At 39.3% G+C, this 24,874-nt stretch carries 19 protein-coding genes; 8 read left to right on the top strand and 11 right to left on the bottom strand.

Annotated elements, in window-relative coordinates; genetic code table 11:
• Window positions 1–2 precede the first annotated feature (2 nt).
• Genes LB467_RS14260 through LB467_RS14250 form a run of 3 tightly spaced genes read right to left on the bottom strand, consistent with a single transcriptional unit; the run spans window position 3 to window position 6,328 of the window.
• Window positions 3–3,209: an efflux RND transporter permease subunit gene (locus tag LB467_RS14260; RefSeq protein ID WP_224474724.1), complete on the bottom strand. Its 3,207-nt coding sequence runs from the start codon at window positions 3,207–3,209 to the stop codon at window positions 3–5.
• Window positions 3,206–4,348: an efflux RND transporter periplasmic adaptor subunit gene (locus LB467_RS14255; RefSeq protein WP_224474723.1), complete on the bottom strand. Its 1,143-nt coding sequence runs from the start codon at window positions 4,346–4,348 to the stop codon at window positions 3,206–3,208. Before LB467_RS14255 ends, LB467_RS14260 begins: the two co-directional genes overlap by 4 nt.
• Window positions 4,349–4,408: 60 nt before the next feature.
• Window positions 4,409–6,328: an ABC-F family ATP-binding cassette domain-containing protein gene (locus tag LB467_RS14250; protein WP_224474722.1), complete on the bottom strand. Its 1,920-nt coding sequence runs from the start codon at window positions 6,326–6,328 to the stop codon at window positions 4,409–4,411.
• A gap of 107 nt (window positions 6,329–6,435) precedes the next feature.
• On the opposite strand from LB467_RS14250, the gene LB467_RS14245 reads away from it, so the two are divergent.
• Window positions 6,436–6,822 carry a DUF983 domain-containing protein gene (locus LB467_RS14245; RefSeq protein ID WP_224474721.1) on the top strand — a complete coding sequence of 129 codons (387 nt, stop codon included), beginning with the start codon at window positions 6,436–6,438 and terminating at the stop codon, window positions 6,820–6,822.
• Here the strand turns inward: LB467_RS14245 and LB467_RS14240 are convergent.
• The 8 genes from LB467_RS14240 to LB467_RS14205 form a co-directional block, all read right to left on the bottom strand.
• Window positions 6,819–7,874 (bottom strand): NAD(P)/FAD-dependent oxidoreductase, encoded by a 1,056-nt coding sequence (locus LB467_RS14240; RefSeq protein ID WP_224474720.1) that lies wholly within the window; start codon window positions 7,872–7,874, stop codon window positions 6,819–6,821. The genes LB467_RS14245 and LB467_RS14240 overlap by 4 nt on opposite strands.
• 96 nt (window positions 7,875–7,970) lie before the next feature.
• Window positions 7,971–8,864 (bottom strand): type IX secretion system ring subunit PorN/GldN, encoded by an 894-nt coding sequence (gene porN / locus LB467_RS14235; protein ID WP_224474719.1) that lies wholly within the window; start codon window positions 8,862–8,864, stop codon window positions 7,971–7,973.
• 13 nt (window positions 8,865–8,877) lie between these two features.
• Window positions 8,878–10,422, bottom strand: a complete 1,545-nt coding sequence (gene porM, locus LB467_RS14230) for a type IX secretion system motor protein PorM/GldM (RefSeq protein ID WP_224474718.1) — start codon at window positions 10,420–10,422, stop codon at window positions 8,878–8,880.
• A gap of 53 nt (window positions 10,423–10,475) precedes the next feature.
• Window positions 10,476–11,138: a type IX secretion system motor protein PorL/GldL gene (porL, locus tag LB467_RS14225; protein ID WP_224474717.1), complete on the bottom strand. Its 663-nt coding sequence runs from the start codon at window positions 11,136–11,138 to the stop codon at window positions 10,476–10,478.
• A 49-nt stretch (window positions 11,139–11,187) separates the two neighbouring features.
• Complete coding sequence (porK, locus tag LB467_RS14220; protein ID WP_224474716.1) at window positions 11,188–12,552, bottom strand: T9SS ring complex lipoprotein PorK/GldK; 1,365 nt, start codon at window positions 12,550–12,552, stop codon at window positions 11,188–11,190.
• Between the two features lie 115 nt (window positions 12,553–12,667).
• Complete coding sequence (locus LB467_RS14215; protein WP_224474715.1) at window positions 12,668–13,828, bottom strand: formimidoylglutamase; 1,161 nt, start codon at window positions 13,826–13,828, stop codon at window positions 12,668–12,670.
• Window positions 13,829–13,831: 3 nt separating this feature from the next.
• Window positions 13,832–16,384, bottom strand: coding sequence for a type I DNA topoisomerase (gene topA / locus LB467_RS14210; protein WP_224474714.1), 2,553 nt, complete (start codon window positions 16,382–16,384; stop codon window positions 13,832–13,834).
• Between the two features lie 193 nt (window positions 16,385–16,577).
• A complete protein-coding gene (locus LB467_RS14205) occupies window positions 16,578–17,828 on the bottom strand; it encodes an LVIVD repeat-containing protein (protein ID WP_224474713.1) in 1,251 nt (416 codons plus the stop codon).
• Between the two features lie 142 nt (window positions 17,829–17,970).
• Between LB467_RS14205 and miaB the strand changes: the two genes are divergently transcribed.
• The 7 genes from miaB to groL all read left to right on the top strand — a co-directional run bounded on the left by miaB (window position 17,971) and on the right by groL (window position 24,653).
• Complete coding sequence (miaB, locus tag LB467_RS14200) at window positions 17,971–19,416, top strand: tRNA (N6-isopentenyl adenosine(37)-C2)-methylthiotransferase MiaB (RefSeq protein WP_224474712.1); 1,446 nt, start codon at window positions 17,971–17,973, stop codon at window positions 19,414–19,416.
• A gap of 67 nt (window positions 19,417–19,483) precedes the next feature.
• Entirely contained in the window at window positions 19,484–20,761 is a 1,278-nt protein-coding gene (locus LB467_RS14195; RefSeq protein ID WP_224474711.1) for a sigma-54 interaction domain-containing protein, read from the top strand.
• A 17-nt stretch (window positions 20,762–20,778) separates the two neighbouring features.
• Window positions 20,779–21,282 carry an LptE family protein gene (locus tag LB467_RS14190; protein WP_224474710.1) on the top strand — a complete coding sequence of 168 codons (504 nt, stop codon included), beginning with the start codon at window positions 20,779–20,781 and terminating at the stop codon, window positions 21,280–21,282.
• 1 nt (window position 21,283) lies between these two features.
• Entirely contained in the window at window positions 21,284–22,156 is an 873-nt protein-coding gene (locus LB467_RS14185) for a hypothetical protein (protein ID WP_224474709.1), read from the top strand.
• A complete protein-coding gene (gene secG, locus LB467_RS14180; RefSeq protein WP_079735797.1) occupies window positions 22,153–22,497 on the top strand; it encodes a preprotein translocase subunit SecG in 345 nt (114 codons plus the stop codon). The genes LB467_RS14185 and secG overlap by 4 nt, the downstream gene beginning before the upstream one ends.
• Before the next feature lie 151 nt (window positions 22,498–22,648).
• The gene (locus tag LB467_RS14175; protein WP_224474708.1) at window positions 22,649–22,924 is read left to right on the top strand and encodes a co-chaperone GroES; all 276 of its coding nucleotides are present in this window, start codon (window positions 22,649–22,651) and stop codon (window positions 22,922–22,924) included.
• A gap of 91 nt (window positions 22,925–23,015) precedes the next feature.
• Window positions 23,016–24,653 carry a chaperonin GroEL gene (gene groL, locus LB467_RS14170; RefSeq protein WP_224474707.1) on the top strand — a complete coding sequence of 546 codons (1,638 nt, stop codon included), beginning with the start codon at window positions 23,016–23,018 and terminating at the stop codon, window positions 24,651–24,653.
• Window positions 24,654–24,874 lie beyond the last annotated feature (221 nt).

Below are 24,874 nucleotides of genomic sequence, written 5' to 3'. Positions count from 1 at the left end.
AATTACCCGATCTCTCCATGCGCTTTTTCTTCTTTTTGTTCTTTAATAGCTCGTTCAACTTCTTCATGAGTCACTCTGTTGCCGCTTGCAAGCCATTTCCCGCCTACTTTAATATTATTACTGATCGATAAAAGTAATGGCAATAAAAGCAATGTTAAAACCGTAGCGATGGCGATTCCGTAAGAAATAGAGATTGCCATTGGTTTTAAAAATTGCGCCTGCCTGCTTTTTTCCAGAAGTAAGGGTGCCATACCTGCTATAGTGGTCAGGGAAGTAAGGAAAATAGCCCTGAATCTCGCCCGGCCGGCTTCGTATAGTGCATCTTCAAATTTCATCCCGTCTCGCAGGTTTCCGTTAAATTTACTAATAAGCACCAACCCATCATTCACCATAATTCCCACCAGGGCAATAATACCCAATGCAGAAAGTACATTTACCGGGAAATCGTGGATCCAGTGACCCCAGGCAACGCCAATAATACTAAAAGGAATCATAATCATTAATAACAATGGCTGACTATAACTTCTAAAAGTGAAAGCGATCACCGCATAAATAAGGAATAAAACAATGGGTAAAACACCTTCAGCGGAACTGGTCAATTTGTTGGCTTCCCTGTTTTGTCCTTCATAAGAAACCGAAAGACTAGGATATTTCGAAAGCAAATCAGGCATTACGTCGCTTCTAATGTCTGCGAGAATATCTGTAGAACTACCGTTGGGATCTTCCATATCTGCACTTACCCTAATTTCCCGAAGCCCGTCTAAGTGACTTATAGACTCGGTTCCTCTAACAATTTCATAGTTGGCAATTTCATCAAAGGGTACGCGATCTCCACCTGGGGTTGTTAAACGCATATCGTCTAAATCGTTAATAGAAGAGCGGTTTTTTAAATCGTAGCGCACCCAAACTCTAATTTCATCCTGACCACGTTGAAAACGTTGCACCGGGGTTCCAAAAAATCCGTTTCTAACCTGTCGCATCACTTCGCTAAGATCAAGACCAAGAGCATAAGCACTCTCCTTCAATTTAATATTGATCTCTTTTATTCCCTGCGGATCGTTATCTTTTACATCCTTTAATAGTGGATTATTTTCAAAATTCTCTTTTAATTCTTCTTTCGCCGCTTCCAGCTCCTGAAGATTATTCCCCAACAATGAAACCGAAACAGGATCTCCTCCAAAATTACCTCCAGATCCAAAAGTAAGGTTCTCTACCCCATACACGGGGCCTACTTCATCTCTTATGGCATTGGTGATTTCTGGCGAACCAAAATCCCTTTCTTCCCCGGGAAGTAAATTTACCTGTAATGAGGCTTTGTTGTTACCGGGACCAACTCTTTTTATAGTATTTTCTACCACTTGCTTATTACCACTTTGGCGGCTGGAAAAATCTTCATTTACACGCCAGGCAGCATCTTCAACCATAGAGATAATAGAATCTGTTCTCTCCGGGTTTACGCCTTCCGCCATTAAAAGATCTATACTCACGCGATCACTTGCAATACTAGGGAATAGCGTTACCCTAATCCAATTGCCACCAATAGCTCCAATAGTAAGAATTAAAACGGCTACCAAAATACCTAAAGCAAGCATTTGTTGCCTAAGCACAAACTTTAGGGTAGGGCTATAAAATTTATCCCTCAAGAAAGTCATTACACGATCCCCGATTCTATTTACCACCCGCATTTTAACAAAGAGCTTTGCCAGACCTTTTTTCTTCTTATCCTCTTCAGGATTTCGAGCCTGTAAAGCTTTGGAATGGGCAATGTGGGCCGGCAAAATGATAAGTGCTTCTACCAGCGAAACCACCAATGTGAGTATCACGACCGTGGAAACCTCTCCAAAAAATTCCCCTATCCTACTATCCAGGAACAAGAAGGTGGAAAATGCCAAAACCGTGGTTAAAATAGCAGAAATAATTGGCGGAATCACTTCCATAGTACCATCTAACGCCGCCTGAACGGGAGTTTTCCCCATTTCGTAATGCTGATAGATATTTTCACCAATTACAATCCCATCATCTACCAGGATCCCAATTACGATAATCATCCCGAATAACGAGAGGACGTTTATAGTTACTCCAAACTGCCCGGCAAACATAAACATCCCAAGGAATGCCACCGGAAGCCCGAAAGCTACCCAAAAAGCCAGTCTGGTATTTAGAAAGATAGAAAGGAACAACAAGACAAGAAATATTCCCATCGCACCATTTTCAAGCAGCAACTGAGTTCGCTGACTTAATGTAATGGAGGAATCTGAAACAACATCCAATCGAATATTGCTGCTTTTCGAGTTATAATCTTTTATGTACTCCTTTACCGTCTTCGCAGCCGATAAAAGATCTTCATTATTGGTATTGCTAATTGCTACATTAACAGCAATATTTCCGTTGAAATAGGAAGAGTTGGAAGTCTCCCCAAATTGATCCCTTACTTCAGCGACATCGCTTAAACGGGTGGTTTGGCCGGTAGCCGTAGACCTTATTACCAGATCGTTTAAAGCATCGGCATAATAACTTCTGCTATTTGCCCTAATCAGGTAATCTTCGGCTTCGGTTTTAATAGTACCGCCGGTGCTTAAAATATTTGCTGCGCCAACCGTCCTGGCAACTTCTTCAAAACTTAGGTTATAAGCTAAAAGATCGTCCTGGCTAACCGCTATTTCAATTTCTTCTTCAGGAAATCCGGAAATCTCGATTTGTGAGATCCCGTCAAGCTGCCTTAGGTCGTTCTCAATTTGCTCGCTAATGCGCTTCAGCGTCACCAGCGGAACACCTTCGCCGCTAATGGCAAAACTGATAGAAGGCCTAACCCTCTCCTCTTTTGAGACCACCAAGGGCTCCATTCCGCCGGGAAAAGTGGGCACGCGATCTACCGCATTTTTCACTTCGGTGAGCATCACATCTATGTTTTCGCCCTGCTCTATTTCAACAGTAATTGAACCACCACTTTCACGCGCTGTAGATGTTACCCGGTCTATACCTACCAGGCCTTTAAGGTTATCTTCTATTTTTAAAATAATCCCTTCTTCAATCTCTTCAGGAGCTGAACCGGGATAATTTACATTGACGTTGATGATACGGGAATCTTCTAACGGAAAAAATGAAGAATTTAAACTGAATACCCCTACCAGGCCAAAAATTAAAAATGCGAGGATTACCACATTTACGGCTACCTCATATTTTATAAAATAACTGATTAATTTTCTCAAAATTCCTCGACTTTAGCGGTATCCTTTCGTTGCTGTATTTGCACTTTCATTCCCGGATATGCCCCGGGCACAGGAGCTGAAACCAATTTATCTCCATCTTCAAGCCCCTTAATCACCACTTTATTACTAGAAAAATAAACAGGGTTAATTTCTTCTAATACCAACAAGCTATCCCTTACCAAGTAAACCTTTGAGCGGTCTATCAACAGTTCCCTTGCAATTTCTATAGCATCTTCTTCGTCGCGGGCATCTAATTTAGCCTCCAGGTACATCCCTTCCCGAATGTTTGGATCTTCAATTCTAATAAAAACCTGAATGGTTTGTGAAGCCCGGTCTACTCTTGCATTTATCCTGCTTACCGTACCGGAATAAGTTTGATTCCCGTCAAGATCCTGAAGGGCTACATCCTCCCCTATTTCCAGCAAATCTGAGAATTTTTTTCCAACGGCTACTTCCAGTTCGTAAACCGAAGGATCTATAAATTCACCAAGTTTTTGTCCGGGTCTCACTAATGTACCAGGATTAACAGCAGCCTCAGTTAAAACTCCATCAAATGGCGCTATTATATTAAATTTTCTAAGGCGTTCTTCAAGGTTTTTTATTTCGTAATAAGCCGATTGGATTCCGCGGCCGGTAATAAAATATTTCTCTTTATCTGAATCTGGCTCAGGCAATGGTTTTGTCGTGCTGTTTACATCGAAATTATTGAGGTAATCCTGCCATTTCTGAAAGGAATCTGGATAATCCATTCTAAGGTCTGGCATTATAGAAGTAATATTATTGAATAATTCACTTTTAGCCGAACGCACACTTGCTGAGTATTCTTCTGAATTGATACTTAAAAGCACCTGGCCTCTATCGTAATGCTGGCCGGGTCTAAAATCTTTACTGCTACGCTGAAAAATTCCTTCTACTTCAGAAAAAAGCTCCATTTTTTTAAGCGCGGTAACATTCCCATTAGCGGGAACCACAATGGGCACTTTTCGGTTTTCCACGGTTCTCACAAACACATTTTTAATTACTTTGGTGTTTTCGGGCACCTCTTTTACATTGCTATCAATAATTGCTTTGGCCCCAAAAACAGCTAAAGCAATAAGTAAGACTCCCAGAATGGAAAGAATGATTTTGCGTTTATCCATGTCTATAGGACACCTATTAGTCCGTTTGGTTTAATTTGAAGTTGAAATTATAAGAATTGTTTATGCTAAACCATCCAGGTTTTCCTGAATTTCTTCCCATTCTTTCATCAGGGAATTCAGCTCTTTCTTTTTTGTTTTATACTTATCCAGGTAACCAGGTTTGGCAGAAACTTCATCATAATTTGTTGCTAATTCCATATCACTCGCTTCAAGGTCCTTCTCCAGCTTGGTGATCTTGGATTCGGTATTGCTTAACCTGTTTTTTAAGGATTTTACTTTCTTCTGATCTTTGTAGGCTTTTTTGTTGTTGGAACCGGCAGCATCTTTTTGAATTTTGGCCGCTTTTTCCTTTTTCTCTACACTACGCATATCCTCCAGCTTACGCTGATCTAAAAAGTAATTAATATCGCCCAGGTATTCTTTGATTTTGGTATCCTTAAATTCGTAGACTTTGTTCCCAAGTCCCTGAAGGAAATCTCTATCGTGCGAAACAATTATTAAAGTCCCTTCAAATCTGTTCAAGGCTTCCTTAAGTACGTTCTTAGACTTAATGTCAAGGTGATTGGTAGGCTCATCCATAATAAGCACATTAAACGGCTGTAACATGAGTTTACAAAGCGCCAGGCGGTTCCTTTCACCACCAGAGAGTACTTTCACCTTCTTTTCAACTTCATCGCCTCTAAACAAGAAAGACCCCAACATATCACGAACCTTACTTCTGTTCTTTTCGTTGGCGGCATCGATCATAATATCGTGAACGGTTTTTTCACCATCCAGGTAATCGGCTTGATTTTGCGCAAAATAACCTAATTGAACGTTGTGGCCCAGTTTTAAATTTCCTTCATAAGAAATTTCGTTGATTATAATTTTTGCAAGCGTGGTTTTTCCCTGGCCGTTCTGCCCCACAAAGGCAATTTTACTTCCGCGTTCTATTAAAAGGTCAATATCTTTCAACACCTGATTATCGCCGTAGGCTTTACTAATGCCTTCTGCTTCAATCACCACTTTTCCCGGTTGAATAGAAATTGGGAAACTTACATTCATCACGGCATTATCATCTTCATCAACCTCAATACGGTCTATCTTATCCAGTTTTTTGATAAGTGACTGCGCCATAGAAGCTTTTGAGGCTTTGGCCCGAAATTTTTCAATCAGTTTTTCGGTTTGTTCAATTTCCTTCTGCTGATTTTTTTGCGAAGCGAGTTGCTGCTCCCTTAACTCACCTCTAAGTACCAGATACTTTGAATACGGTTTATTGAAATCGTAAATTTGGCCAAGCGAAATTTCTATGGTCCTATTCGTTACATTATCCAGGAACATTTTATCGTGCGAAACAATTATTACACAACCGGCATAATTATTCAGGAAGTTCTCTAACCAGATGATACTTTCTATATCAAGATGGTTGGTAGGCTCATCCAGAAGAAGAATATCATTATTCTGAAGTAAGAGTTTTGCCAGTTCTATACGCATTCTCCAACCTCCGGAAAAAGTCTCGGTAATTTTATCAAATTGATCCCGCTGAAAACCAAGACCGAGCAAAACCTTTTCGGTATCGCCTTCATAATTATAACCCCCTATAATTTCATAAGTATGGGTTATCTCGCTTAAATCCTGAATAAGCTGGGTATAAGATTCACTTTCGTAATCGGTTCTGGTAGCTAATTGATGGTTAATTTCATCGATTTGCTTTTCGAGTTTCTTTATTTCAACAAAAGCCTGTTGTGCTTCTTCCAAAACAGTTCGGCCTTGCTCAAAATCAATATCCTGTTTTAAAAAACCAATATTAAGTTCTTTATCACGCGCAATCTGACCTTCGTCATACTCCTGCTCTCCAGCAAGAATTTTCAGCATTGTAGATTTTCCGGCACCATTCTTTCCTATCAAACCTACGCGATCTCCGGCGCCAAGTCTAAAGGTTATTTCCTCAAAAAGATATTCTCCGCCAAAAGAAACAGAGAGATTATGAATATTAAGCATTTGTAGATTTTATTTTTGCAAATATGCCTAAATTTACAACGTGAAAAAAATATGTTCGCTCCCAATATAAAGCCGCAGCAAAACTTATAACTCCCTGACAACCAATTATGAAATTTTTAAAAGGAACCAAGCTTTACAGCATACTCACAGGAACCTGCCCAGTTTGTCACGAAGAAAGTATGTATCTTGAAAGTAATCCTTATAAATTGGGGCGTATTTTTGATATGCACGAACATTGTTCTAGCTGTGGCTCCAAGTATAAAATAGAGCCATCTTTCTTTTTTGGAGCTATGTATGTGAGTTATGCGCTGGGAATCGCATTTGCCGTAGCTGCTTTTGTAATCGCCTATTATTTTTTTGGTGGCGGCTTAATGACTTCTTTTTGGGCCATTATAGGAACGCTGGTTGTATTTATGCCTTTTATTATAAGACTTTCCCGAAATATCTGGATTAATTTATTCCTGCATTATAAGCCCAATGCCGGCAAAAATTAAGCTTGATAATGCTTCCTATTGAATCTTTGTAAATCAATTTCCGGCGGAAGTTGCAAATCGTCTTCAACAAACGCGATTAATTGTTCTGAAACCATCGGGGAAATAAGAACACCCCGACTTCCAAACCCATTACAACAATAAAGGTTTTTATATTTAGGATGCCTTCCCAAGATAGGCTTTCGATCTTTACTGGCCGGTCTAATTCCAGCAGATTGGTCTACCACCTCAAACTTACAGCTAATAAGTTTTTCGATTTTCTTTTCCAATTCTTCCCTGGCTTCTTTACCCGGTTGTGGATCTTTATCCTGATTATTATAAGTTGCCCCTACTTTATATAAATTATTGCCTAACGGAATAATAAAAACCGAAGACTTCACCGCTTCCTCGAGCTGTAATTCTTCAGAATAAATGGTAATGTATTCCCCTTTATTTCCGCGCAGCGGAAGGTAATTAAAGAAAGGGTTATGCTGCATTCCAAAACCTTCACAAAAGATGATTTGCTTTGCTGAAACCCCATTATAACTTACTGAATCCTCATTAATCTGGAGAGCATCATACTCAAATCTTTCAAAATGAATTATAGATTCATTTTCCAGGTAATTTCGGTATTCTTTTATGAGAACATCGGTATTGATCACTCCGGTTTTCCGAACCCTGCCGAACGAGAATTCAGACGGAATATTAGGATTGATATCTTTAACGAGATTGGTGTCTAAATATTCAGAAAGCAAAGGTTTATCGGCTGCTTCAAACCAGTTGTTTTGCTCTTCGGCTGAAAAGAATTTTCTATAGATCTCTATGGGATGTACAATTTTAGCCTGTAATTTCTCCTCCATTTTTTTATAAAACGGAATAGCAATTTTCATCTGCTTATTGGCGTTCCAGGCTAACGTAAAACGTTTTAGAATTACCGGATTAAATAACCCGCCTGCAACCAAAGAAGACTTTTGAGAATTATCTTCAAAAACCATGAACTGTTTATTTCTTTCTTCCAGTTTCCGGCTAATTGCAATTCCGCTTAAACCCAATCCAACTACTATATAATCTAACATAGTTTAAAATAAAATTTATAGTTTAACCTGTTGTCTTAAATAGAAAAAGCGCTCCTACTGGAACGCTTTTTTCTTAATTATTAAAACTTAAGGACTTTAGTAATTCCACATATCCAGTTCAAAGTTTCTTATTTGTTCTTTTATACGTTGTGCTTCTAAAAGTTCCATAAAAGCATTATCTACAATATAATCATCTACCTCACGATCGCCATAGACATTGTCTTCTTTGTATATCATTGCATCAAATCTTCTTGAATTCAGCAGATGATCAAAAGTTACGGTTTGTGCAGAACTGCTTCCAGTAAAGGCTTTATTCTCGTGTAAAACTCCTCTTGCGTCGGGAAACCAAACCCAGAAAAGCTCAACAAGATCGGTTTGACCAGAGTCTATAAAATTAACATCAGGAGCTACAGGAGCAATCCCAAGTAACCTATATTTCATTTCGGCCTGGCGCTTGTCAAAATACCACATTCCACGAATATGATATGCAGCAATATCAGCAGCACCAAGATCTCTCCTGTCAATAAATTGCTGATCTACTTCCTCACCTGCATTATACTGCTCAATACCAAGATCTGTAGTATCCACCTTGGATATAGTTGCCTCAATGTCTTTTAGCGTACGTTTTTCAGTGAAGTAAGAATCGGCGTAAATATTTTGGATTTCACCGCTTTGAATGGCAGAAACCAAAACATCATACAGTGAACGTCGATTGTTACCAATATTATTTTTATCTATTGGGTAGTACAGAGGAAAATTAACCCTTTCATTGAGGTCAATTTTTTCCCATATATTTTTAGACCATAACACATCACGATCTTCAATGTATCCATATTCCAGTGGCTTATCGTTTTTACCACTTTGAATCTGGGCTTCGGTCTTTTTACCGATATCATCCGGATCTTTGGCATTTAAAATATTTGTCTGCCCGTAGGATGCTACCGTAAAAACCAGCACCAAAGCATTCAATAAAAATCCTCTCCAACTCATCTTCTAAATTTTATTAGTTTGTCAACTCAACAATAACAGGAGCCACCTTTTTAAGTTTGTAACTGGAATTACCAGCGATACCTGCCTGTATATCGAAGATCTGAACAGTTTCTCCCCTTCCGGCTCTTCTTAAAGCGGCTTTCGCATTGTTATCCAATTTACTTCCATTAACCCTTATCGTAGGTTGTCCAGGTACTTTAAAACTGAATCCTGTAACATTAAGATCAAGGTTAAAGTCAAAGTCCGGAAGGCTGGCACTAATAGTAGAAATCTCTAAACTATTACGTTGCATCTGCAATGACCCATTTTCTCCCCTTACTGTTCCCACAGGTTGAGGAATATCCTTAATTCTAAATGTTTTACTATCTGAAACAGTCTCTCCACCAGGAAGTTTACCGCTTACATTAATAGCAACTTCTCTAGCTTGCAATGTTGTAACATTCATCATATACTGGCCTGCACCACCTGCAGGAGAAAGTCCCGGAGCCTGAGCACTTATACTTCCAACACCCGGAATGGAAATCGTCATAGGATTTTGAACCCCACGATAAAGTACATTCATTTTATCGGCAGAAATAACTGCAGAATTAGGTTTTGGAATTACCGCGTAGGAACTATTAATTGGAATCCTAACAATTGAATCTCCTTCTTTAAACTGAAGCTCTCCATCAATCTCTCTTTCTCCTACATTTCCAGCAGGGAAATCCAACATTACCTGACCGGCCTGTGTGCTTTCCACCTTATTACCGTTTACAGTAACGTTTTCAAATTTAAGGGTAGGGTCTACTCGACCTAAAACAATTTTACCCTTAAAGTTTTCACCACTAAAAAAAGCCGTTTTATCCGGTACCACTATCGCCTGATAGTTGGTTAAAGAAACATCACTTTGTAGCTGCCCTTCAAGCATTGATGATAAGATATCATTCTCTGTTGTTCTAATATCCGATTGTATCTGCGTTAGCTTTGTAAGAGAAGCTATTAATGGAAACCCTTGATAATTGTACATTAACCAGGGCTTGGTTACATTTTCGTTATTGGTTACCTCTTCCGTAGAAAAATCTTTAGTTACTTTCCTTCTAATCTCAGGAAAATCATTTCCAAGGATAGCAAGTACCTGATTTTTATATTCATCTATAGCCGTTGTAAATTCTTCTCCTCTTGGAGTCACCCTTCCACTCGCAAAAAACAAGTTATCAAGCTTATCAGAACGGTCCATAGCTTCATAATTGCTTCTATCTTCCTCATCGACATCTCCCAATAATTCATTCTTTAAATTACCAACTGTTGCATAAAGATTATCAGAAAGCGTCCCGATTTGCTCGGCTTTAGCTTTTAATTCTTCATATTTTGCAGGTTGTTCTTCAGCTTTGGCGGCCAAACCAGCCATTGCCATTTCGTTACGTTGAGATGTAGTTATGTTAGATTCCTCAAGATCTTCATTCATTTGACCAAAGGCCGTAAGAACCTCTTTAGACATATTTAGTGCCATCATTGCGATGAAAACCAGATACATCAGGTTAATCATCTTCTGTCTTGGTGTTTGTTGTCCGGACGCCATGTGCTAATTAGTTTTGTTCTTTAAAAATTTAGGTTTTCAGGATAATGCATTCACTAATTAGTCGCCACGCTACTACGGGTGCCGTTCATAGCAGTAAGCATACCACCATACACACCGTTTAAAGAGGAAAGGTTCGCTGCAAGCGATCCCATTTCCTGGTTTAATTTACCAGCATTTTCAGCAACCTCCTGGTTGATTTCTGCCTGACGTGAGGCCGATTCTACCTGAGCCTTATAAATATTGTTTAATGTTTCCATTTGCGTAGCAGCTGTTGTAAGCTCTTCGCTGTATTTCTTTTGAGAAGCCATAGCATCTATGGTTGGAGCAATCCCTTTAGCTGCACCCTCAAAATTACGAATGCTGTCTCCAAGACTATGCATTAAACTAGCATCTATCTTAGCTTCCTTAAGCATTTCATCAAGTTTTTTAGAAAGTTGTCCCTTAGTTTCTTTTTCATCCTCAATTACTGTGGCACTACGGTGATTTGCCTGCCCTCCGGCCAATTCAGGATATACCAAAGACCAGTCAAGATCATCGTCTGTAGGTTCAAATGCTGAGTACGCAAATACAAGAGCCTCTACTACAAGTCCTGCAATAAGCATTGGATTTGCACCTGGCCAGTGCATAATTTTGAAAAGCGCACCTAATATTACTACTGATGCACCTAAACCGTACACCATGTTTGTTATTCTCTTTGTTGAATTTGATTTTGCCATAATAATAAAATAGATTTAGATTTTCTACTGGTTAAATAGGTTTTGTTAATTATCTGTTTGGTTGATTTAGGGTAACATCTGTTCCGAGGTAATCCTGAACTGTTCTAAAGCCAATATAGCTTCTCGCAGAATCTGCATATTCATAATCTCTTGAGCTTACCTGTAGGAAATAAGCCACATCTTTCCAGGAACCTCCACGAACTACTTTTCGCATATCATCAGGATTGTTTACAGTAGGGTTCATTGAAGACATATATTCATAAGAAGCAGGATCGTAAGAAGAATCTACCCATTCTGCAACGTTTCCGGCCATATTATATAATCCGTAATCATTGGGATCGTAAGATTTTGCCTCAACGGTATATAAGGCCTGGTCTGCTGCATAATCCCCTCTTAATGGTTTAAAGTTTGCCATAAAGCATCCTCGATCGTTTTTGGCATACGGCCCACCCCAAGGATAAGTAGCTCCTTCTAAACCGCCACGGGCAGCGTACTCCCATTCACCCTCGGTTGGCAAACGGTAAGAAGGCACATTGTGTTCTCCTTTTTCTCTTCGGTAATAGTTATGATATAAAGTTCTCCACTGGGTAAAAGCTCTTGCCTGTTTCCAGGTAACGCCTACAACAGGATAATCATCAAAAGCACTATGCCAAAAATAATCGTTGTGCATAGGCTCATTATACGAATAATTAAAATCTCTTATCCAAACTGTAGTGTCGGGATAAACCTGAATTTCTTCTCTTTGAATGTATTCACTTCTATTCCCCTGATTTTTTGCAGCACCCTGCATATCCATCCAGGAGTAAGTAAATTTAAGTTTCTCAACATCTATGGTACGTTGACCATTATAAACCTCTTCCATTGGGATATACATCATATCCATCACCTCGGCATAATAAACATCTGGATAATCATTTGTATCCCATATAATATCTATGTCTTTATTTAATCGACGGTTCTCGTAGGTATCTGAGGGACCTCCCTGGCCGTAAGTATTCAACATATATTCCTCATAAGGCGTCATATTACCTTCATCGGCATCCATAAAAGCATAATCACCGATCCCGCCTGAACCTTCAGCCTCACCCATATTTTCGGCCATAATTGCTAATTCGGTTCTAACAATAGAATCTTTAACATCATTGACAAACTGGCGATATTCGGCATTGGTGATTTCAGTTTCATCCATATAAAATGAACGCACTGTCACCGTTTTAGGTGGTGCATTGCGTTGGCCCGCGATGTCATCATCAGACTTACCCATAATAAACGCACCCCCCGGAATTAATGTCATCCCAAGCGGTTTCTCCGGATTCCACTTCTCACCTTTCGCACCAACCAGCTGACCACGATCTCCACGCCCACAGCTTGAAAGCAAGGCTAGAACAGCTATTAGCGAAATAAATTTCTTCATAGTTTCTCTTAGGTTAAGACATCTCAATTTACGGCAGTAAACCTATCTAATTATTTTTTAAAAAACAATATTTTAGGTAAAAATACAGTAAATACCAAGAATGCCTGAAATTATTTTAAACTTCGTTTTTTCTTTTTGCTTTATACCATCTTTCCGGAATCACCTGGTTACACGCCTCCAGGTAATCTTCCTCGCTGCAAGGTAATAACGTACTCCTTTTCAATTTAGTATCTATATGTGCAAGAAACGGAATTTCTATCCACCATCTCCCACTCACAGGACTTTTATAGAACACCAAAACCTCATCATCTATAGGAACCTGATACTTTATAAACTCTTTTTTTGCTGAAATAGTATTTTCATTAGTACGGTAATTTATACCTTCTGCAAAATACCACATTATTTGGGCCATTAACATGGCGCCCAAATTTCCGAATTTTAAATTATCATATTCATAAATTCCGAAGGAACTCACTTTATCGCTAATCCCGGCATACCTTGAGAGTGCGCAAATTTCTTTACCGTCAAATCCGTTTGGTGAAGCTATATCCCGGGAACCCGATGAAGGCGCACTTAAAGCCCCCAAATCTATGGCCACCATATTTGCATCCCGCATCACCGGTTCTACCAATTTGATATTATTGGTCACCTCCCCTAAACGATAAGCATCAAAGAACATGCGCTCCATTAATTCAATTTCATCTTGCGAATTAAAATAGGTCTGATACCCGATATTAGAATAATTGAACAAGTTATACGGCTGGTTCACAACCACCTTACCAACGTAAGACCTGTTGCTAATTGGTTTTTCAGCGTCACCAAGATCAAAACGGCTATCTATATTCACGAGATTTACCATTTGATCTAAAGTATCGTAAGCCCGGTATTGTGCGTAAACTAAATCCTGGCTTCCGCCCAAAAGCACCGGAATCACATCTTTTTTCACCAGTTGAGCCACCAGTGTTTGTAATGCAAAATAAGTATCTTCTACCGTTTCCCCTTTTTCAATATCACCAAGATCGGCAATATTAATATGCCAGTTTCCTGGGAATAGACTATAAAATGCTTTTCTTACATCTATAAAATCAAGAAAGTCTATTTCTTCTCCCAGACGGTTTTCTTTAACACCAACCACCGCCATTTGTATGCCATCTAAATCTGGCAAACCTTGGGAGGCGGTATGTTTTTTTACTGAATTTCCCAGGGAATGCTCACCAAAACCGGTGATCTCCTTAAGCAAATCTTCAGAAAGGGGACTCAGAAAATCTAAATCCATAAATTACTTCTTCTTTTTTGTAGCTGTTTTCTTTTTCGTAGTGCTTTTCTTGGCGGCCGTCTTTTTTGCAGGAGCTTTCTTTTTTGTAGTCTTTTTCTTCTTTTTAGACTTCTCTTCAAGAATTTCCTTCACTTCCTCTAAACTCAAACTCTCCGCATCGGTGGTTTTTGGTAATTCAATTTTGGTTTTACCCTTAATGATATTAAACCTTCCCCAACGTGCTTTTTCTACTCTAATTCCTTCTTCTTCCCAGTTATGGATCAATTTTTCGCGCTCTTTGCGCTTTTTATCCTCGATTAGGGTTTCTATATCTTCAATAGAAAGGTTATCAAAATCGTATTTCTTATTCACGTTAATGAAAATACCATTCCATTTTAAGAAAGGCCCAAAACGACCTACCCCTTTTTGAACCGGCATATCTTCATAATGGTGAATTGGCGCATCAGCCTTTTCCTTTTCCTTAATCAACTCCATCGCCCTATCAAAATCTACGTTTAACGGGTCTTCTCCTTTTTCCAGGGAAACATATTTCTTGCCGAATTTCACATAAGGACCAAAACGACCGTTGTTTACCTCAACTTTTTCATCTTTATACTCTCCCAATTCCTTCGGAAGCTGAAAAAGATCCATCGCCTCCTCGTAGGTAACAGAATCTAAAGTTTGGTCTGGTCCAAGACTGGCGAATTTTGGTTTTTCATCATCTTCTACCGAACCAATCTGAACCATTGGCCCGAATTTTCCTAAACGAACACTAACCGGTTTTCCGGTTTCGGGATCTTCACCCAAAATCCTTTCTCCAACTTCCCTGTCGGCATTTTTGGCAACATCTTCTACCTGCGGATGAAAGTCTTCATAGAATTCCTTCATCATATGTGTCCATTCCTCATTTCCTTCAGCGATATCATCAAAACTTTGCTCAACTCTCGCGGTGAAATTATAATCCAGAATATTGGAAAAATGATTCACAAGAAAATCGTTCACTACCATTCCCACAGCAGTTGGCACTAACTTCCCTTTATCACTTCCAACGTTTTCCGTTAGTTTATTCTCTTTAATGTTTTCGCCTTTTAGCACAAACTGCAAATACTCGCGTTCTGTACCATCTACCGATCCTTTTTCAATATAATTCCTGTTCTGAATAGTAGAAATTGTAGGCGCATAAGTAGAAGGTCGTCCAATTCCCAATTCCTCCAGTTTTTTCACCAAAGAAGCTTCAGTATATCTATATGGTGGCCTTGTAAATCTTTCGGTTGCGGTTATATACTTGTTATTTAAAGGCTGATTTTCCTTTAAAGCCGGTAACATTCCGTTTTGCTCTTCTGCCTCATCATCATCATCATCGGTGCTTTCCAGATAAACTTTTAAAAAGCCATCAAACTTAAGCACTTCCCCATTTGCAGTAAACTGCTTATCGTGTTTAGAAGCTTCAATTTTCACGTTTGTACGTTCTAATTGGGCTTCACTCATTTGTGAGGCAATTGATCGTTTCCAGATCAACTCGTATAAACGCTGTTCGTCACGATCTGCCCTTACCGAATGACTGGCAAAATTTGTTGGTCTAATCGCTTCGTGAGCTTCCTGCGCACCTTTGGTTTTTCCTTTAAACTGTCGGGATTTTGCATATTTATCTCCGTAGGCTTTTAAAATTTCCTCGTTTGCACCTTTTCTCGCATCTTCTGAAAGGTTTACCGAATCTGTTCTCATATAAGTAATATGACCGGCTTCGTATAAACGCTGCGCCATGGTCATGGTTTTACTTACTGAAAAATATAATTTTCTCGCGGCTTCCTGTTGTAAGGTTGAAGTGGTAAATGGCGGTGCCGGAGATTTCTTTGCGGGTTTGGTAGTAAGTTCTGCAACTTTAAAATCTGATCCCAAATTTTGCTGAAGAAATGCTTCGGCCTCTTTACGGGTATCAAAATTCTTGGGAATTTTAGCTTTAAAAGATTTACCATCTTCAGTAGTAAATTCGGCATCTATTCTAAAAGAAGCTTCCGCAGAAAAATTTTGAATTTCGCGTTCCCTTTCTACAATAAGTCTAACCGCTACAGATTGCACCCTACCAGCTGAAAGACCTCCCTTAACTTTTCGCCATAAAACCGGCGAAAGCTCGTAACCTACCAACCTATCTAAAACCCTACGGGCTTGTTGGGCGTTTACCAGGTTATAATTAATATCTCTCGGATTATCTATCGCTTTAAGAATAGCCGATTTAGTGATCTCGTGAAAAACAATTCGTTTGGTTTTATCACTCTTAAGGTTAAGCTCTTCGGCAAGATGCCAGGCAATAGCTTCTCCTTCCCGGTCTTCATCACTTGCCAGCCATACCATTTCTGCATTTTTTGCAAAACCTTTGAGTTTTCTAACTACATCTTTCTTGTCTTTAGAAACTATATATTTTGGTTTGAAATTACCTTCGGTATCAACACCTAATTCTTTTGTAGGCAGGTCGGCAATATGTCCAAAACTGGAAGCCACCTTATAATCCTTTCCTAAAAATTTTTCGATGGTTTTCGCCTTGGCAGGGGACTCTACAATCACTAAATTCTTTGCCATAACTCTATTTTTCTAGCTGCAAAAGTATATCAATTTTTTTTTAACAGCCTACATGATTTCACAAAACAACTTGAAATAGCTTGCAAAACAGCCACATTCAAGACTTCCCGCCTGAAAAAATTATTTTACCCAAAACCTATAAAAAAGCCCCGCGAAGTTGCGGGGCACCCTTAAAAAACCAAACAAAATAAAATCAATTAAGACTGAAAGTGCTTAGTAAATTGATCTCATTACCTTTATAAGTATATTGGTAAAGTGTATTATCCCCAACCATTAACAACACATCTTCTAAAGGGATGACGTCATAGGTGTTAATTTCCTGAAAATGGTCTATTAGTTCCAGGTTGGGGGTATTTTTTGTATCATATATTTTTAAACCGGCGATACCGTCGCAAACAAAAAGCCAATCGTCTTTTACTCCAAGTCCATAAGGATTTTCCATTGGATAAGTTTCCAATAACTTCGGATTAGATTTATCAGCTACATCAATTACATCCAGCTGGCTCCATTCCTGCCCGCAGGCGTTTCCGCCCCGAATGGTCACATAAGCAATATCATCTTTTACCACCACGGGATCACAGCCCAGGATGTGGCTAAACATAGACCTGTATTGTGGTGAAGCAGGATCTTCTACACTATAGATATACATCCCCGAAGAACTTCCCAGGTATAAATGATCTTCTATATAAAAAATAGTTTCAATATCCGGACCTACCCATTCGGTTTTTAATAATTCAGGATTTGTTAGTCCGGCAATATTGAAAACGGATAAATGGTTTTGATCTACCACATAAAGAAAATCCTGATGAATATTAAAACGTGCTAAAGAACCACCGGTTCCGGTTCCGCCCGCTGAATTTGCACCTGAACTCTCAAAAGAAACTCTATCCCAAACATCTGGCCCACTTGCCATTTCAATCTTTCGGGTTTCCATTACATATCCCACTACTACTTCGGTTTCAGCATTAAAATTATCGCTATCTACAAAAGAAGCACCTGCAGGGATCCGGCTGTTATGATTAGGAAAAACGTTTTTCAATCTTTCTTCCTCCTTCATATTATTCATATCGCTTATATCAAAAACCACAAGATCCATCGCTGAATTTGCAAACAGCATATTATCTTTTACCGCGATATCGGTATTCTGCGGAATTTCAAGGAATTTAATTTTTACCGGAGCGCGATGGTCGCTGTTATCGATAATATGTACTCCTTTCTGGTCGTCGTTTATAAAAACGTAATCGCCATAGGTATATATTTTTCCGGCTTCAGAGATAGCTCTGGGTTCAGATATCTTTACCATAGCCCTGAATTCTTCGATAGGCTGTACAACGGGAACCGCAACATTATAAAATTCTTCTTCCGTAGCATCTTTCTCGCAAGAAGTGAATAAAGCCATTAAGGCCAGGAGCAGCAACGTAATTAAACTGTAGAAAAATCTCATAATTATCAGGTTGGTTACTATATAGATGCAGCAAATACAAAAAGGTTGCGTGGGGAAATTAAAAAAATTGCTGTCACTTTGTCAGAAGTTCGTTTTACCCTTATCTTTGCATTTCTTAATCCTGAAAAGGAAGATTTGAAATATGGAGAAGACAATAGACGAGAAACAACAGGGAAATACGCTGGTGATGGAGCCCAGGCCAGAAAACAGTCGTAAACTTTTTATTGAAAGTTACGGTTGTGCGATGAATTTTAGTGATAGTGAAATTGTAGCTTCTATCCTGGTAAAAGAAGGTTTTAATACTACTCAAAATCTTGAGGAAGCAGACCTTGTTTTGGTAAACACCTGTTCTATTAGGGATAAAGCCGAGCAAACCGTTCGTAAAAGACTTGAAAAATATAATGCCGTAAAAAGAATAAATCCCGGAATGAAAGTGGGCGTTTTAGGTTGTATGGCCGAACGTCTTAAGGAAAAATTCCTGGAAGAAGAAAAGATCGTAGACCTTGTAGTTGGCCCGGATGCCTATAAAGATCTTCCCAATCTTATAAATGAAGTTGAAGCAGGCCGGGATGCAATAAATGTGCTCCTTTCTAAAGAAGAAACTTACGGCGATATTTCTCCCGTTCGTTTGCAATCTAATGGGGTTTCAGCTTTTGTTTCTATAACCCGTGGTTGCGATAATATGTGTACCTTTTGCGTGGTACCTTTTACCCGAGGAAGGGAACGAAGCCGCGATCCACAAAGTATTGTAGAAGAAGTAAACGATCTTTGGGACAAAGGTTTTAAGGAAATTACGCTTTTAGGCCAGAATGTAGATAGTTATTTATGGTACGGCGGCGGACTCAAAAAAGACTTTAAAAATGCTTCGGAAATGCAAAAGGCTACGGCCACCGATTTCTCAGCACTTTTAAGACTGGTTGCTGAAGCACAGCCAAAAATGAGGATTAGGTTCTCAACATCAAATCCGCAGGATATGACGTTGGAGGTGATTGAGGTTGTGGCCGCATATCCTAATATTTGTAAACATATTCATTTACCGGTTCAAAGCGGAAGCGACAGGATCCTGAAAGAGATGAACAGGCTACACACCCGCGACGAGTATTTTAAACTTATAGACTATATAAGGGAATTAATGCCGGAATGCTCGATCTCACAGGATTTAATTGTTGGCTTCCCCACAGAAACCGAAAAGAATCACCAGGACACATTATCATTAATGGAATATGTGAAATATGATTTCGGATATATGTACGCTTATTCTGAAAGGCCAGGCACTATGGCTGCACGAAAGCTGGAAGACGATGTTGCTCCAGAAGTAAAACAACGAAGATTAGCCGAAATAGTCAAAGTTCAGCGGGAACATAATCATTTTAGAACGCAAGGATACCTGGGCAAAACAGTAGAGGTTTTGATAGAAAAGGAATCTAAAAAATCTAGCGAACAGTGGAGCGGACGAACAACACAAAATACGGTTGTGGTATTTCCGAAGGAAAATTACAATATTGGAGAGTTTGTAAACGTAAAAGTAAATGACTGTACCAGCGCCACTCTAATTGGAGAAGCGATTGGGTATAGTGAAAATAATTAAAAACGGTAGTTATTTCTTAACGTGGAGAAATTAGATTTTATCCTCGGGGAAATAGCAGAATTCATATATGGAATCAATTCAGGCAGTAAAACAGCGGTTCGGCATAATTGGCGACGACCAACGCCTTAACCGCGCGATAGAAAAAGCAATCCAGGTTGCACCTACAGATATTTCGATATTGGTAACCGGAGAAAGTGGAGTTGGGAAAGAAAGTATCCCAAAAATAATCCATTCCTTATCACATAGAAAACACGGAAAATACATCGCGGTAAACTGTGGCGCAATTCCCGAAGGAACCATAGATTCTGAACTTTTTGGTCACGAAAAAGGCGCTTTTACCGGGGCCACCCAAACCCGAAACGGTTATTTTGAAGTTGCCGATGGCGGCACCATTTTTTTAGATGAAGTTGGAGAATTACCGCTTCCTACTCAGGTGCGTTTGCTTCGGGTTTTAGAAAACGGGGAATTCATAAAAGTAGGTTCTTCTAAAGTCCAGAAATCTGATGTTCGCATTATCGCGGCTACCAACATTAATATGCAGGAATCTATTAAAAAAGAACGATTCCGGGAAGATCTTTATTACAGGTTGAGCACGGTAGAAATCAACCTTCCGCCATTGCGGGAGCGTAAAGAAGATATTCATTTATTATTCAGGAAATTCGCTTCAGATTTTGCTTTAAAGTATAAGATGCCCACCATTAAACTTCAGGATGATGCGGTAGGTTTACTGCAAAAATACCGTTGGGGAGGAAACATCAGGCAGCTAAGAAATATTGCTGAACAAATTTCAGTCCTGGAACAGGAGCGCATCATCGGGCCCGAACGTTTAAAAGAATACCTGCCTGATATTGGTAGTAATTTACCCGCGGTAATTGCAGATAAAAAGAAGGAGAGCGATTTCAGCAATGAACGCGAAATTCTTTATAAAGTGCTTTTTGATATGAAAAGCGACCTTACCGATCTCAAGAAACTCACCTTAAAACTTATGGAGAGTGGTAATACCAAGAAAGTTCAGGATGAGAACGAAAGTCTAATTGAGAAGATTTATGGCGATGATGACGGAGAAGACGTTGATGCGGAAGAATTGGAAGCTTTAAACGATGAAAGACTGGAAGTTTTACAGATTCCGCAAAACAGTCCCAAATCTGATCTTAGCAGGGAAAAGGACAAATATTATTTTGCAGAAGAAATCCAGGAAGAAGAAACCCTTTCTTTGCAGGACAAGGAATTGGAACTTATTAAAAAATCTTTGGAGAGACACAGCGGAAAACGCAAAGCTGCCGCTGAAGAATTGGGCATAAGTGAACGCACGCTTTATAGAAAAATAAAACAATACAACCTGTAATTTTAGCACCCGATTTTATGAAAAAACCTGCATTTCTTTTATGCTTTGTACTTTTGCTTTGTACGCAATCCTGCGGAATTTATTCCTTTACAGGAGCCGATACCGGTGATGCCGATTCTTTTCAGGTGAACTTCTTTCAAAACCAGGCCGATTTGGTAGAGCCAGGAATAGACAGGACGTTTACCTTAGAATTGCAAGACCTCATCCAGAACCAAACAAGTTTAAGCCTGGCAAACAACAACGCCGACCTTATTTTTGAAGGAGAAATTATCGATTTTTATGTAGCCCCAATTACTGCTACCGCTGAAAATACCGCTGCAGAAAACCGACTTACCATCGCGGTAAACGTACGTTACTATAATACCCTGGAACCGGAAAAGGATTTTGAAAGAAGGTTCTCTTTTTATTACGATTATCCTGCCAATGCGCAATTGGTTGGGGATGTATTGGCCACTGCCTTAGATGAGATTTACACACGCCTCACCCAGGATATCTTTAATGCCGCTTTAACCGATTGGTAATATGGAAGCAAACGAATTCATAAAATTACTGCAAGAACCCGCCGGGATTACTGCCGGGCAAACCAGCGCACTGGAAAAGCTTATTCAAAAAGCACCCTATTTTCAGGCGGCGCGTGCAGTAAGGCTCAAAGGTTTAAAAGAGCACCAGGAATTCAGTTACAACAGCGCGCTTAAAAAAACTGCTGCTTATACCACCAACCGCAGCGTCCTTTTCGATTTTATTACTTCAGAAGAATTTAATCAGAATAAAATTGCCAGACAAATCCAGGACCAGGAAGAGCAATTGCGCAATATTACGGTTTTTGAACCTGAGGAAGTTTTTGCCAAAAGAAGTATGGCTATAGACGAAGCTATTAAAATGCGGCAGTCTGAATCTGAACAGGTAATGGATCCCGAGTTGTTTTCTGAAAAACCTACAGAAACCGAAGATCAAAAAGGAGATGATTCAGCTGAAGATCGATTAAATATGGGGCAACCTTTGGAATTCGATTCTTCAGAATCACATTCCTTTTCAGAATGGTTGCGACTTACTTCAGCAAAACCTATAAAACGGGAAGAATCAGAAGAAGAATTTCAAAAAGATGATGTTCAGCATAAAAAATTTGAACTTATAGACAAGTTTATATCCAAAAGTCCGAAGATAAAACCCGGTAAGCCTACCAACAAATCCAACCTGGCAGAAGTGAGCACAACCCCGCCTGAGTCGTTAATGACAGAGACTTTAGCAAGGGTTTATTTAGAGCAAAAAAATTACAAAAAAGCCATTCAGGCTTATAAAATATTAATTTTGAAAAATCCCGAAAAAAGTGGTTTCTTTGCTGACCAAATTCGGGCAATCGAAAAATTACAAGAAAATAATACAAAGCAAGAATGAGCACATTCACGATTTTTTTAGCATTAATAGTTATTGTAGCCTTTTTACTGGTAGTAGTAATTATGGTACAAAATCCTAAAGGCGGTGGTTTATCTTCCTCTTTTGGCGGTAGCGGACAACAAGTAGGTGGCGTTAAAAAGACCGGAGACTTTTTAGATAAAAGTACCTGGACTTTAGCTACGCTTTTATTAGTCCTTATTTTACTTTCTAACGTAACTATTATGGATGATGCAGGTTACGGCGAATCAAGGGTTTTTGATGAAGATGCAATGCCTGAGAACACCACTACCCCACCGGCACAAATGCCAGGACAGCAACCTCAATCTGACAACGATCAATAAAGGCTTATTTCTTTATAAATTTACAAATGCCAGCTTATGACAAGCTGGCATTTTTTGTTGGTAATTGGCAGTAAAAGCGGGGTGGCATAATTTTAGAAATAGGCTTAGTCGCTTATTTAAAGATTAATTAACCTAAATAAATTTATAAAAAATGGGACTAAACATTAAACCGCTCTCAGACAGGGTACTTATTGAACCTGAAGCCGCCGAAACTAAAACGGCATCTGGAATTTACATTCCCGAAACAGCTAAAGAAAAACCACAACGTGGAAAAGTTGTAGCTGTAGGTAAGGGAAATAAAGACCACGATATGACTGTGAAAATTGGTGATACTGTACTTTACGGAAAGTATTCCGGTACAGAGTTGAAGCTTGAAGGCACAGACTATCTAATGATGAGAGAAGACGATATCCTTGCAATAGTATAAGACTTCTTTTCCCCAATCCCGGGGAGATTTTCAAAATAAAATATTAATAATTCAATTTCCGCTCATGCGGAAATGACAAAATTAACTAACAATGGCAAAAGATATAAAGTTTGACATTCAAGCCCGCGATGGAATTAAACGCGGTGTAGATGCATTGGCAAATGCCGTAAAAGTAACTTTAGGTCCTAAAGGACGTAACGTAGTAATAAGTAAATCTTTTGGTGCACCAACCGTGACTAAAGATGGTGTTACTGTAGCAAAAGAAATTGAGCTGGAGGATCCCTTAGAGAATATGGGAGCTCAAATGGTTAAGGAAGTTGCTTCCAAAACCAACGACCTTGCAGGAGACGGTACTACTACCGCTACTGTACTGGCCCAGGCTATCGTAAAAGAAGGCCTTAAAAACGTTGCAGCAGGCGCAAGCCCAATGGACCTTAAAAGAGGTATAGACAAAGCTGTAAAGGCAATCACTAAAGATTTGGAGAAACAAACCAAAGAAGTTGGTGATTCTTCAGAAAAAATAAAGCAGGTAGCTTCTATTTCAGCAAATAACGACGAGCATATTGGTGATCTTATCGCCAAGGCTTTCGGTAAAGTTGGAAAAGAAGGTGTAATTACTGTAGAAGAAGCTAAAGGTACCGAAACTCACGTAGAAGTAGTTGAAGGTATGCAGTTTGACCGTGGTTATCTTTCTCCATATTTTGTAACAAACTCAGAGAAAATGACTGCAGATCTTGAAGATCCGTACATTTTATTGTTCGACAAGAAAATCTCTTCAATGAAAGATTTGCTTCCTGTTCTTGAGCCGGTTGCACAATCTGGAAAACCACTTTTAATTATTGCTGAAGATGTAGACGGCGAAGCCCTTGCTACTTTGGTTGTAAATAAACTTCGTGGTTCTCTTAAAATCGCTGCTGTTAAAGCGCCAGGATTTGGAGACCGTAGAAAAGCAATGTTAGAAGACATCGCTATCCTAACCGGTGGTACCGTTATTTCTGAAGAAAGAGGATTTTCTTTAGAAAACGCTACTATTGATATGTTAGGTACTGCTGAAAAAGTAGCTATCGATAAAGATAATACTACTATTGTAAACGGTGCTGGCGACAATAAGCAAATTGAAGAACGTGTAAACCAGATCAAATCTCAGATCGAAACCACTACTTCAGATTATGATAAAGAAAAACTTCAGGAGCGTTTGGCTAAATTAGCCGGCGGTGTTGCCGTACTGTATGTAGGTGCAGCCTCAGAAGTTGAAATGAAAGAGAAAAAAGACCGTGTAGACGATGCACTTCACGCAACCCGTGCGGCTGTAGAAGAAGGTATAGTTGCCGGTGGTGGTGTTGCTTTTGTAAGAGCACAGGCCGTTCTTTCTAAAATAAAGGCTGAAAACGACGATGAAGCAACCGGAGTTCAAATTGTATTTAGAGCAATTGAGTCTCCGCTTAGAACAATCGTAGAAAATGCAGGTGGTGAAGCTTCTGTGGTGATCAATAAAGTTCTTGAAGGCAAGAAAGAATTTGGTTACGATGCGAAGACTGACAAGTTTGTAGATATGATGAAAGCCGGAATTATAGATCCTAAGAAAGTAACGAGAGTAGCTCTTGAAAACGCTGCTTCTGTTGCCGGAATGATCCTTACTACAGAATGTGCCCTTGTTGATATCCCAGAGGACGACAAAGGTGGCGGAATGCCAGGTGGAATGGGTGGAGGTATGCCCGGAATGATGTAATAATCCAAAGTACGAAGTTAAAAGTACAAGGTTATAAATAGTAAAATCCCGCTTCCATTTGGAGGCGGGATTTTTATTTAAAATATTATGCTTGCGTCAAGCTGAGACCTGCGGTAAAAAAATTACCTAGCGTAGGATTTTGACGTAATTTTAATGGTAAATATAATGAACCACGAGTTAACCGATATAAGTATAGTGTTTCATACCTGTTGCTGAGTATG

Origin of the sequence: Salegentibacter tibetensis (assembly GCF_020164485.1) — a bacterium.
Taxonomy (GTDB): Bacteria; Bacteroidota; Bacteroidia; order Flavobacteriales; family Flavobacteriaceae; genus Salegentibacter; species Salegentibacter tibetensis.
This window is presented reverse-complemented; position numbering and strand designations above follow the sequence as displayed.

What these genes read in the sequence shown, in the direction of transcription:
- LB467_RS14255 (WP_224474723.1), bottom strand. Translation starts at nt 4,348, where the DNA reads ATGGATAAACGCAAAATCATTCTTTCCATTCTGGGAGTCTTACTTATT.
- LB467_RS14250 (WP_224474722.1), bottom strand. Translation starts at nt 6,328, where the DNA reads ATGCTTAATATTCATAATCTCTCTGTTTCTTTTGGCGGAGAATATCTT.
- LB467_RS14245 (WP_224474721.1), top strand. Translation starts at nt 6,436, where the DNA reads ATGAAATTTTTAAAAGGAACCAAGCTTTACAGCATACTCACAGGAACC.
- LB467_RS14240 (WP_224474720.1), bottom strand. Translation starts at nt 7,874, where the DNA reads ATGTTAGATTATATAGTAGTTGGATTGGGTTTAAGCGGAATTGCAATT.
- porN (WP_224474719.1), bottom strand. Translation starts at nt 8,864, where the DNA reads ATGAGTTGGAGAGGATTTTTATTGAATGCTTTGGTGCTGGTTTTTACG.
- porM (WP_224474718.1), bottom strand. Translation starts at nt 10,422, where the DNA reads ATGGCGTCCGGACAACAAACACCAAGACAGAAGATGATTAACCTGATG.
- porL (WP_224474717.1), bottom strand. Translation starts at nt 11,138, where the DNA reads ATGGCAAAATCAAATTCAACAAAGAGAATAACAAACATGGTGTACGGT.
- porK (WP_224474716.1), bottom strand. Translation starts at nt 12,552, where the DNA reads ATGAAGAAATTTATTTCGCTAATAGCTGTTCTAGCCTTGCTTTCAAGC.
- LB467_RS14215 (WP_224474715.1), bottom strand. Translation starts at nt 13,828, where the DNA reads ATGGATTTAGATTTTCTGAGTCCCCTTTCTGAAGATTTGCTTAAGGAG.
- topA (WP_224474714.1), bottom strand. Translation starts at nt 16,384, where the DNA reads ATGGCAAAGAATTTAGTGATTGTAGAGTCCCCTGCCAAGGCGAAAACC.
- LB467_RS14205 (WP_224474713.1), bottom strand. Translation starts at nt 17,828, where the DNA reads ATGAGATTTTTCTACAGTTTAATTACGTTGCTGCTCCTGGCCTTAATG.
- miaB (WP_224474712.1), top strand. Translation starts at nt 17,971, where the DNA reads ATGGAGAAGACAATAGACGAGAAACAACAGGGAAATACGCTGGTGATG.
- LB467_RS14195 (WP_224474711.1), top strand. Translation starts at nt 19,484, where the DNA reads ATGGAATCAATTCAGGCAGTAAAACAGCGGTTCGGCATAATTGGCGAC.
- LB467_RS14190 (WP_224474710.1), top strand. Translation starts at nt 20,779, where the DNA reads ATGAAAAAACCTGCATTTCTTTTATGCTTTGTACTTTTGCTTTGTACG.
- LB467_RS14185 (WP_224474709.1), top strand. Translation starts at nt 21,284, where the DNA reads ATGGAAGCAAACGAATTCATAAAATTACTGCAAGAACCCGCCGGGATT.
- secG (WP_079735797.1), top strand. Translation starts at nt 22,153, where the DNA reads ATGAGCACATTCACGATTTTTTTAGCATTAATAGTTATTGTAGCCTTT.
- LB467_RS14175 (WP_224474708.1), top strand. Translation starts at nt 22,649, where the DNA reads ATGGGACTAAACATTAAACCGCTCTCAGACAGGGTACTTATTGAACCT.
- groL (WP_224474707.1), top strand. Translation starts at nt 23,016, where the DNA reads ATGGCAAAAGATATAAAGTTTGACATTCAAGCCCGCGATGGAATTAAA.